Source organism: Alitiscatomonas aceti (assembly GCF_025567195.1).
Classification (GTDB): Bacteria; Bacillota; Clostridia; order Lachnospirales; family Lachnospiraceae; genus Alitiscatomonas; species Alitiscatomonas aceti.
Genome location: NZ_JAOQJF010000016.1, coordinates 59,732 through 69,978, shown reverse-complemented (window position 1 = coordinate 69,978; position 10,247 = coordinate 59,732). Strand labels below are relative to the sequence as shown.

Genomic DNA, 10,247 nt, shown 5'->3' with positions numbered 1-10,247 from the left:
TCACTGAAAAAGAAATCAACAATCTTTTTCAGAACTGTATCCTCCTGGACTCCTGAGTACTATGTTTTGAGAGAAACGACGGAAGTCAGGTACCATACGATTTTCCATTATGCAATAGGGATAATTCCCTGGAAACGGGAATATCCATGTAGAAACAGGGGCGGCTGTCCCTTACGGCCCCAGGCCCCCGTATTTTATGAAAAAGGAGGTCGTTTTATGCTGGCACAGAAAGCCTGGCGTATGATCCGTACCCTTATCTTCACCTACCTGGTCTCCGGAGTCCTTTTAACGGCCCTGGCCTTTGCCCTTTATAAGTTCCGTCTGCCGGAAAGCCAGATCACCCTGGGCATCAGCGGCGTGTACATCCTCTCCTGCTTTATGGGTGGCTTCATGGCAGGAAAGGCCATGAGATCCAGAAAATTCCTCTGGGGGCTCCTCACAGGGATCCTTTACTTTGCCTTCCTCCTTATCATGTCCTTTCTCCAGGACCGGACCATCACCGCCGACGCCGTCCGGCTGGGCACGGTCTTTGCCATGTGCTCTTTAAGCGCCATGGCCGGGGGGATGATCAGCTGACGGACAGAAAAAAGAAGCGCCCCGCTCCGTTTCCGGAGCCAGGGCGCTGTTCTTATTTTCTGTATTTATTTATTTCCAACTTTTGCCATGGCATAGACCACCAGAGCCAGAAGACCGATCACAACGAAAATACCGGCCATGCCCTGCCACATGATATTGAAAGCTTCCAGAACATTTGCATTCATGGTTTCTACCTCCTACATAAAGAATCCAAGGACAATGCCGCCTGCCACTGCGGAGGCCACCTGTCCGGATACGTTGGCGCCGATGGCGTGCATCAGAAGATGGTTGGTGCTGTCCTCAGCAACACCCATTTTCTCAATGACACGGGCGGACATGGGGAATGCGGAGATTCCGGCAGCGCCGATCATGGGGTTGATCTTGTTCTTGGAGAACAGGTTTAAGAACTTTGCAAATAATACGCCGCCTACGGTATCGAAAACGAAGGCGAACAGACCGAGCACCATGATCATCAGGGTCTGGACCGTTACGAACTGCTCTGCACGCATGGAGAAGGAGATCGTAATACCCAGAAGAAGGGTGATCAGGTTAGCCAGGGTATGCTGGGCAGTCTCAGAAAGGCTGTTTAAGCAGCCGCATTCACGGATCAGATTGCCGAACATTAAGAAGCCCACCAGGGATACGGAGGCCGGAGCCACCAGGCCTGCGATGAAGGTAACGATGATCGGGAAGGCGATCCTTGTGAGACGGCTTACCTTACCGGGCTGGTAGGGCATCTTGATCATACGTTCTTTCTTTGTGGTAACTGCCTTTACGGCCATGGGCTGGATAATGGGAACCAGGGCCATATAGGAATACGCGGCCACAGCGATGGGGCCGATGTAGTTGGACTTTAACACCTGGGATACCAGGATGGAGGTGGGGCCGTCGGCCGCACCGATGATGCCGATGGATGCTGCATCGCGGATATCAAATCCCAGGAACGCTGCCACTACGATGGTAAAGAAAATACCGAACTGGGCTGCCGCGCCGAACAGGAACATCTTGGGGTTGGATAATAAGGGACCGAAGTCGATCATGGCTCCGATACCGATGAATAATAACAGCGGGAAGGCCTCAGAGGCTTCGATGCCGGTCTCAAACAGCCACTGTACGATACCGTGAGTCTCTCCCACGCCCTCCATCATCTGGTTTAAAGCGCCGCTGAACGGGATGTTCACCAGGATCGCGCCAAAGCCCATGGGTAAAAGAAGGGCCGGCTCGTAATCCTTCTCGATCGCCAGGTAGATCAGCAATAAGCCTACCGCATACATTACGGCCTGCTGCCATGTGATGGACAGTAAGCCGTTCCATAAAAATTCCATACTGCTTCCTCCTTAGATACTGAAAGTATTGACTTATTTTCCAGGAGTTAAAACCGGATGCCTGCGTAAAAAAAAGACCTTTTGCAGACGTCGCCCGCCTGCAAAAAGTCTCGTTACCAGAACCGGTATGCACAGCCAGACGTTTCCGCCGCGTTTGTTGACCATGCATTTCAACTACTCCCTTTTGAAGAGAATATAACTGGTAAAAAAGAAAAAGTCAATAGCACTTTCCCACATTTTTAATTTTCTTTACAATTATTTAACGGATTCTGATTCCGTTTCTTCCTCCTGAATGTAAAGATGGATCTTATCGATCCGGTTCCGGTCCACCTTATCCACCACAAAGCGGAGAGTTTTATGGGTGACTTCCTCCCCCTCCTCCGGCAGATGATCCAGAAGGCCGATGATAAAGCCTCCGATGGAATCGTAGTCCTCGGATTCCAGGTCCAGGCCCAGCTGGTCGTTTAAGTCATCCAGCTTCATGGCCGCCTCCACCACGTATTCCCTGGGTCCGATCCGGCGGATCAGATCCTCCTCGTCCTCATCGTACTCATCGCGGATCTCGCCCACGATCTCCTCCAGCATATCCTCCAGGGTAATGAGGCCTGCCGTGGCCCCGTACTCGTCCAGGACGATGGCGATGTTGTTCTGGGTCTTCCTAAGCTCCACCATCAGCTCCGCAGTCTTTTTGAATTCATAGGTATATAACGGCTCCCGGAGATAATCCCGGATGCAGAATTTTTTCTGATTTTCTGTCAGCAGAAGGTCCTTGATGTTGATGATCCCGATCACATTGTCCGTAGTCTCCTCATAGACCGGATACCGGGTATATTTCACCTCCCGGAAGACCTCGATCACCTCGCTGAAGGTGGCGTCCACGTCGATAAAGGTCATATCGATCCGGGGCACCATAATATCCTTGGCCACTGAATCCCCAAAGTCGAACACGTTGTAGATCATCTTCTTTTCGTCCGACTCGATGACCCCCTCCTCGTGGCTCACCTCCACAATGGTACGCAGCTCATCCTCTGTGATGGCGTCCTGCTTTTTATTGGGGTCCACATGGAGCAGGCGGAGAACGCCCTGGGACAGCTTATCTACGATGAAGATCACCGGCGTCAGTACCTGCATGATCATGTAAATGGGTTTTGCAAACCTGAGGGCCATGGTCTCCGAATAAAGGGTGGCGCTGGTCTTTGGGGTGATCTCGCCGAAGATCAGGACCAACAGCGTCAGGATCCCCGTTCCAACACCCACATACATGTCTCCGAAGGCGCGTGTCACGAGGATCGTCGCCAGAGACGAGGCGGAGATATTTACAATATTGTTGCCGATCAGGATCGCGCTTAACATCTTCGGCTGGTTATCCAGTACCTTCATCAAGGTCTGGGCGCTGCTTAAGCCTGCGTCCGCCAGATTCCTTACGCGGATCTTGTTGACTGCCATCATCGCCGTTTCCGATGATGAAAAAAATGCTGATAATGCCAATAGCCCGATTACAATGAGTATCTGCAGGGCTTGCCCTGAATCCAAGAAAATCAACTCCTATTTCTATATGTTTTTGGTCTGGCCGGCGAAAAAACTCCGGCTGGTTTTTATGTATACAGCCCCAATTTTACTATATTCTTCCATAGGTGTCAATGGGATTCACCGCCATTTCGTCCACCTTTCCGTTGACATATCAACTGTTCTGGATTATAATTGACTTATCAACGATTTCCGTATCAGAAAAGGGAGGGATCTTATGGAACAGTCTGTCAGCACCTATAAAAAGATACGCCGCCTCTACCGCCAGAGTCAGAAATACGCCGCCAGCCGCATGGAGCAGCCGGAGCTGACCCAGTCGGAGCTCCAGCTCCTGCGCCATGTGGGCTTCCATGGAGAGGTCAGCCAGCGTCACCTGGCCGACGAGATGGGCGTCGATAAAGCCATGATCTCCCGGATCCTCCAGAAGCTGGAGGCCAAGGGCTATCTGGTCCGCACTGAGGACGAGAACGACGCCCGTTCCAAAAATGTGCGCGCCCTGCCCCCTGCGCTGGAGATCCACTCCCAGGGAAAGGGCCTTTCAGAGCAGTTCTTCGACCAGGTCACTGGAGACTTTTCCACTGAAGAACGGGAGCTTCTGGACCAGCTCCTGGGCCGTATGCTGGAAAAAGGGAAGGCGCTGGCAGCCGCCCCTGCTCCGGAAAAGGAGGTCCGTCCATGAAATATGTGATCCGCTATGTGAAGCCCCACATCCCTACGATGATCTTTGGCTTCACCATCAAGTTCACCGGCACCATCCTGGATCTGATGATCCCCTATATCCTTTCTTATATTATTGATGAGGTAACTCCCAGAAACGACATCGGCCTGGTGATCCGCTGGGGACTTATGATGGCGGTCTGCGCCGCTCTGGTCCTCGTCTGCAACGTCTGGGCCAACCGGGTGGCCTCCGCCGTTTCCAGGGATTCCATCGAGGCCCTCCGCCACGACCTTTTCTATAAGATCTCCTATCTTTCCAGCAGCCAGGTGGATGCCTTTACGATCCCATCCCTGGTGACCCGTATGACCACAGATACCTACAACCTGCACCGGACCCTGAACATGATCCAGCGCATGGGCGTCCGTGCGCCGATCCTGATGCTGGGCGGCGTGGTGGTGACTATGTTCATCGATCCCTGGCTCTCTGCCATTCTCTGCTTCCTGATCCCCTTTATGATCCTGGCGGTGGCAAGGATCAGCCGGAAAAGCATCCCCTTGTTCGGGAAGGCCCAGATCGCCGCTGACGCCATGATCCGCGTGGTGCGGGAAAACGCCACCGGGATCCGGGTCATTAAGGCCTTAAGCCGCACAGAATATGAAAAGGACCGGTATGAAACGGTCAACAGCCGCTTAAACGCCGCTGAGGCTAAGGCCAGCATCACCATGGCCGCCTCCGGTCCCCTGATCAATCTGATGTTAAACACAGGACTGGCTGCGGTGATCGTGGTGGGGGCATGGCGTGTCTCCACAGGAGCTATGAAGCCCGGGGCCATCGTGGCCTTCCTTACCTATTTCACCATTATCTTAAATTCCGTCATGGCCATCTCCCGTCTGATCACCATGTCCTCCAAGGCCATTGCCAGCGCAGGCCGTGTGGAGGAGGTCATGATGACGCCCCAGGACATGGAGATCCGCCCCTGGACTGGCCGGCCTGAGACTGCCCCCGGCGCCAGTCCAGACGCTCCGGACATGGCCTCCGGGAAACGTCCGCCCCACATGGAATTTGATCATGTGTCCTTTTCCTATAATAAACGTGCCTATAATCTGTCGGATCTGAGCTTTTCCCTGGAGCATGGCCAGTCCTTAGGCATCATCGGCCCCACAGGAGCCGGAAAGAGCACCCTGGCCCAGCTTCTTTTACGCCTTTACGACATCGACAGCGGCCAGATCCGCATCGACGGCCGGGATATCTCCACCTTCCCCTTAAAGGAGCTGCGTCAGAAATTCGGCGTGGTGTTCCAGAATGACGTTCTGTTTAAGGACAGTCTCCTGAATAACATCGACATGGGCCGTAAGCTGGATATGGATGCCATCGACCGGGCTGTGGAGGTGGCCCAGGCGGCCTCCTTCATTGCAGGATCCGGCGGCTATGAAAAGCCCATCGCAGTCAAGGGCGTCAACTTAAGCGGCGGCCAGAAGCAGCGGGTCCTCATTGCCAGGGCCCTGGCCGGCAGACCGGAATTTCTGATCCTGGACGACTCCTCCAGCGCCCTGGATTATAAGACCGACGCCGCCTTCCGCCGGAGCCTGTCCCAGTCCTTCTCCGGCACCACCACCATCATCATTGCCCAGCGCATCAGCTCCATCATGCACTGTGATAAGATCCTGGTGCTGGAGGACGGCATTCCCCAGGGGCTGGGGACCCATGAGGAGCTTTTAAAGACGTGTGACGCATACCGTGAGATCAGTACGATCCAGATGGGAGGTGAGGACCTGTGAAACGAAAAGCCACTCTGATCCGCATATTCGGTTATCTGCTCCAGCACAAGCGCCAGCTGGCCTTTATCCTCTCCCTGTCCTTCCTGGGGAATCTTCTGGCCCTGGCCGGTCCCAGGCTGTCCGGCACTGCCATCAACCTCATCGCCGAGGGCATGGACGGGAGCATGGATCTGCCTGGAGTTTATAAGTATGCGGCCTTTATGCTGCTGTTTTATGTGTCCAGCTCTCTTATGAGCTATGCGGTCAACGTATCCATGATCACCCTATCCAGACGGATCACCTATACATTAAGAAAGGATACCTTCAACCATCTGGTGACTCTTCCCGTGAGCTTTTTCGACGGCACCACCACCGGAGACATCTTAAGCCGCATTTCCTATGATATCGACACCATCAACGCCTCCCTATCCAACGACGTGGTCCAGGTGGTGTCCAGCTCCGTCACCATCGTCGGCTCCCTGGTGATGATGCTGCGCTTAAGCCCCAGGCTGGTCCTGGTCTTTGCCGTCACCATCCCCCTGGCCCTTCTTCTGGCCTCCTATCTGACCCACATGGTACAGCCCATGTTCCGGGCCAGATCCAGGGCCGCTGGAGAGTTAAACGGCTATGTGGAGGAAATGATCTCCGGCCAGAAGACCCTCCGGGCCTATACCCAGGAGGAACGTGTCATTCAGGACATGGACGTGCAGAATAAGAAGCTGGTGGACGCCTACTATAAGACCGACTACTATGCCAGCATCATGGGCCCGGCCACCAACGCCATCAACAACCTGGCCCTGGCCCTGATCTCCGTGTTCGGAGCCATCCTGTATCTCCATGGCTCCATCAGCATCGGCAGCATCTCTGCCTTCGTGCTCTACTCCAGGAAGTTCACCGGACCCATCCGGGAGATCGCAGAGATCTACGGCGAGCTCCAGTCCTCCCTGGCGGCGGCAGAGCGGGTCTTTAAGGTCATCGACGAGCCCCCGGAGCCGGCAGATCTGGAAAGCGCCGCTCCGCTGGAAAACGCCCAGGGCGACGTGGAGCTTTCCCATGTGAGCTTTGGATACCAGAAGGACCAGGTGATCTTAAAGGATTTCAGCATGAAGGCCCCAAAGGGCAGCCTCATCGCCATCGTTGGTCCCACAGGAGCCGGAAAGACCACCTTCATCAATCTGCTGATGCGGTTTTATGACATCGACAGCGGCTCCATCCTGGTGGATGGCCGGAATATTTCCGATATCACCCGGAAAAGCCTCCGGCTTTCCTACTCCATGGTCCTCCAGGACACCTGGCTCTTTTACGGCACCATCTACGAAAATATCGCCTACGGGCGGCCCGACGCCACCAGGGAAGAGGTGATCGCCGCGGCAAAGGCGGCCAGGATCCACACCTACATCGAAAGCCTTCCCCAGGGCTATGATACGCTCCTCATCGACGACGGAACCAATATATCCAAAGGCCAGAAGCAGCTTCTGACCATTGCCAGGGCCCTGCTGATGCAGACGCCCATGCTGATCCTGGACGAAGCCACCTCCAACGTGGACACACGGACCGAGCACCAGATCCAGGCCGCCATGCGGGCCTTGATGGCAGACAAGACCTGCTTCGTGGTGGCCCACCGGCTCTCCACCATCCGGAATGCCGACTGCATCCTGGTGGTGCGGGACGGAAACGTGGTAGAGCGGGGCACCCATGAGGAGCTGATGCGCCAGAAAGGGTTTTACTATGAGATGCACCAGGCACAGTACAGGTAGGGAGGCCTTGCAGTTCCTTCCGGCTTAAATAGACAAAGCACTGGAATATCCCTTGATCCGGAGGCTGGATCCGGCGCGTATTCCAGTGCTTTTATCATTCTCAGTCGGATTTTTTACTGACCGCATTTAAAATACAAAGCCCCATAGCCAATATGGGAAACAGTACCCGGAGATTTAAAAAGCCTGCGGGCATAAAATCAATATTTGCATCCAGAACCAGTCCGATAAACCATGCAGATAAAGTCGCAGTGATGGCAGTCAGATACATGGCCGGTTTCCCTTTCAGGCTAAAAATTAAAAATACCATGAGTATAAGAAACACAAAAAACAGCAGAATCGTAAAAATAAACCCATCCATTTATATCCCCTCCAGAATCCGGTTTTACCCCCACATCGGGAATGCAGCAAAAGAAATCCTTCTTTCCTCCTCCATTTTGCCATGATCCAGGAGACCTGGACATATCCCTATATATCGAAGTTAAACGTCACATAGTCATCGTCAAAATTCCCGCTGTAAAAGGAAATGGTTAAAACATTCAAATGATGGGATTCCATATATTTTTCCGTTTTTTCCGACGACAAAAGATATTCCCGGATATCCTCACCAACGGCCTCCAGTCCGGCAATACTGCCGTCCAGATCGTCAAAGTCAAAATAGCCGTCATCCACCGCATACTCCACATATAATTCCCCAGTTCCGCTCAGCGGACCGAACTTATTCAGTTGAAACTTCCGTCCGTTTCCAGCATATTTAAACGCCCGGGTCTGGATTTCATATTCGTCCTCTGGTATTTCCACAAACATGGTCTCATTTAAAATGGACACGCTACTCTGCATATCCGACAATACCTCTTCATTCCGGTTATATATCTTTACCCACACATCTTTTGATTTTAACCCAACATAGCTGTATTGTTTCAAAAAGTCTGTAATTTCCTCCGCAAGGCGGTCTGCCTGTTTCATCCCCTCCTCATCCCTTATTCTGTCTGTCACAAGACGGACCCGGGAACTCAGATTGTACAGCGACTTTTTATTTTTTCCCGGTATCAGAGACAGCGTGTCCTGGACCACTTCCAGGCTCTCCAGCTCCGTATTTTCATATCCTTTTAAAAATTCCGTTACCTCTCCAGTAAAAAATTTCTCGCTGGAAGCAACCGGAATCTGTTCCAGCTGGCGTTTCAGTGTATAGATCTCCTTCTGGTCCAGCTTCCGGGTCTCTTCGGACTTCGGTACATCCTCAATGGAAAGCGTTTTCACCACAGCCGCCTCTTCCTTAGGGGCGCATGAAACCAGTAATAAAACCAGAACAGCCGCATATATCTTCTTCATGACATTTCCCTCCTTCCCCATATTTTATATAATCATAGTACAATACCAATTAAAGTTTGTAAATGGATTTGTCGATTTGTAAGAAAAAGTTTATTTTTCCTGTTTTTATATTTTTTGTGATAATTTAAAATTATATCCAACGCTCCCACTCCGCAAAAAAAACAGCTGCCCGCCCCCGCCCGGATCTTCACAGGGCAGGGACAGACGGCTGTTTTCTTACTCCAGGGATGCCGATTCCCCGGATCCAGCGCCGGACTTCGGTGCAAACGCCATGGCGGCGGCCGCTGCGCAGATTCCTCCCACCAGCTTGGCGGCAATAAAGGCGGAAACCACAGACGGCGGCTCCACACTGGCGATGAAGGCCAGCTGGCCGCCCAGCACAAAGGAACCGCTGACCGCAAAGGCCGCGTTCATCACCTTTCCCCGGTCATCCATTTTTTCCATCATTGGGATCATGGAAATACAGGTGGCCAGGCTGATGATCAGTCCCACCACAGAATAGGAATTGACCCCCAGCCATCCGGCGATCCGGCTGATCCCCTTCTGGAAAAACCGGAGGATCAGAGAGGCCGCCACCATGGATCCGGCCACCACCACCGCGATCTTTACCACAATGGTAAGGGACTCAAAAATAAGGGTGTCCGATGCGATCTGGCACGCGGGAAGGAAGAGCCCCAGCATCACCAGGCCAAACAGGACCAGGCTGGCGATCCGCACCAGGTTCCCCACCACCGACAGCACCCGGATGGTGGCCTCAGCGGCCTTTATGAGGGCCAGGCAGATACCCGCGCACAGAAGGAGGATCGGCAGAAGATTGCGGACCAGCTCCTTCACAGGCAGGCCGGTGAGCAGAGCGCCCACCGCCACTCCCGCGGGGATCGTTACGATCCCCCAGACGCTGCCCTGCATAAACAGGGAGGTATCCTCCCTACGGATGACCGTCAGGGCAATGGGCAGGGTAAAGGAGATCATGGCTCCCAGACAGGAGGATACCATGACTCCCGAATAGATCCCCAGGGCCGGAGTGGCCGCCAGCTCCTTTGCAATGGCGTGGCCGCCCAGGTCGGGGGCCAGCAGGCTTCCGATCAGAACGGAGGCGTCAAAGGGCAGCCGGGACGCAAAGGAGGCAATGGCCTCCGGATTGCTCCTGACCGCCGTGACCCCGATGCAGTAGATCCCCACGATGGAAAGGGCCAGAGAGGCCATGGAGGCCAGGCCGCCGTCAAATTCAGCAGCCAGGCCCATTTTCCCTCCGGAAATTTTATCCCAGAGCCCCAGAAGGGCACAGAGCAGAAGAATTCCGATAAATATATTCATT

9 protein-coding genes are annotated in these 10,247 nt (G+C 53.6%); 4 read left to right on the top strand and 5 right to left on the bottom strand.

Features of this window, described 5'->3' with window-relative positions; all coding sequences use genetic code 11:
• Positions 1–216: 216 nt before the first annotated feature.
• Positions 217–576: a TIGR04086 family membrane protein gene (locus tag OCV69_RS09445; protein WP_022274044.1), complete on the top strand. Its 360-nt coding sequence runs from the start codon at positions 217–219 to the stop codon at positions 574–576.
• 197 nt (positions 577–773) lie between these two features.
• On the opposite strand, the gene OCV69_RS09435 is transcribed toward OCV69_RS09445, so the two are convergent.
• Together OCV69_RS09435 and OCV69_RS09430 are read right to left on the bottom strand one after the other, a co-directional pair.
• Complete coding sequence (locus OCV69_RS09435; RefSeq protein WP_022274046.1) at positions 774–1,901, bottom strand: sodium ion-translocating decarboxylase subunit beta; 1,128 nt, start codon at positions 1,899–1,901, stop codon at positions 774–776.
• Positions 1,902–2,156: 255 nt separating this feature from the next.
• The gene (locus OCV69_RS09430) at positions 2,157–3,434 is read right to left on the bottom strand and encodes an HlyC/CorC family transporter (RefSeq protein WP_158358854.1); all 1,278 of its coding nucleotides are present in this window, start codon (positions 3,432–3,434) and stop codon (positions 2,157–2,159) included.
• Between the two features lie 211 nt (positions 3,435–3,645).
• On the opposite strand from OCV69_RS09430, the gene OCV69_RS09425 reads away from it, so the two are divergent.
• The 3 genes from OCV69_RS09425 to OCV69_RS09415 are packed head-to-tail and all read left to right on the top strand — an operon-like array spanning position 3,646 to position 7,600.
• Entirely contained in the window at positions 3,646–4,107 is a 462-nt protein-coding gene (locus OCV69_RS09425; protein WP_022274048.1) for a MarR family winged helix-turn-helix transcriptional regulator, read from the top strand.
• Entirely contained in the window at positions 4,104–5,864 is a 1,761-nt protein-coding gene (locus OCV69_RS09420; RefSeq protein ID WP_158358852.1) for an ABC transporter ATP-binding protein, read from the top strand. The genes OCV69_RS09425 and OCV69_RS09420 overlap by 4 nt, the downstream gene beginning before the upstream one ends.
• On the top strand, positions 5,861–7,600 hold the full coding sequence (locus OCV69_RS09415; RefSeq protein ID WP_158358851.1) for an ABC transporter ATP-binding protein: 1,740 nt from the start codon (positions 5,861–5,863) through the stop codon (positions 7,598–7,600). The genes OCV69_RS09420 and OCV69_RS09415 overlap by 4 nt, the downstream gene beginning before the upstream one ends.
• Before the next feature lie 100 nt (positions 7,601–7,700).
• Here the strand turns inward: OCV69_RS09415 and OCV69_RS09410 are convergent, their stop codons facing one another.
• The 3 genes from OCV69_RS09410 to eutH form a co-directional block, all read right to left on the bottom strand.
• Entirely contained in the window at positions 7,701–7,958 is a 258-nt protein-coding gene (locus OCV69_RS09410) for a hypothetical protein (protein WP_158358850.1), read from the bottom strand.
• Positions 7,959–8,065: 107 nt separating this feature from the next.
• The gene (locus OCV69_RS09405) at positions 8,066–8,929 is read right to left on the bottom strand and encodes a hypothetical protein (RefSeq protein ID WP_158358849.1); all 864 of its coding nucleotides are present in this window, start codon (positions 8,927–8,929) and stop codon (positions 8,066–8,068) included.
• A gap of 216 nt (positions 8,930–9,145) precedes the next feature.
• Positions 9,146–10,246 (bottom strand): ethanolamine utilization protein EutH, encoded by a 1,101-nt coding sequence (eutH, locus tag OCV69_RS09400; RefSeq protein ID WP_158358848.1) that lies wholly within the window; start codon positions 10,244–10,246, stop codon positions 9,146–9,148.
• Position 10,247 lies beyond the last annotated feature (1 nt).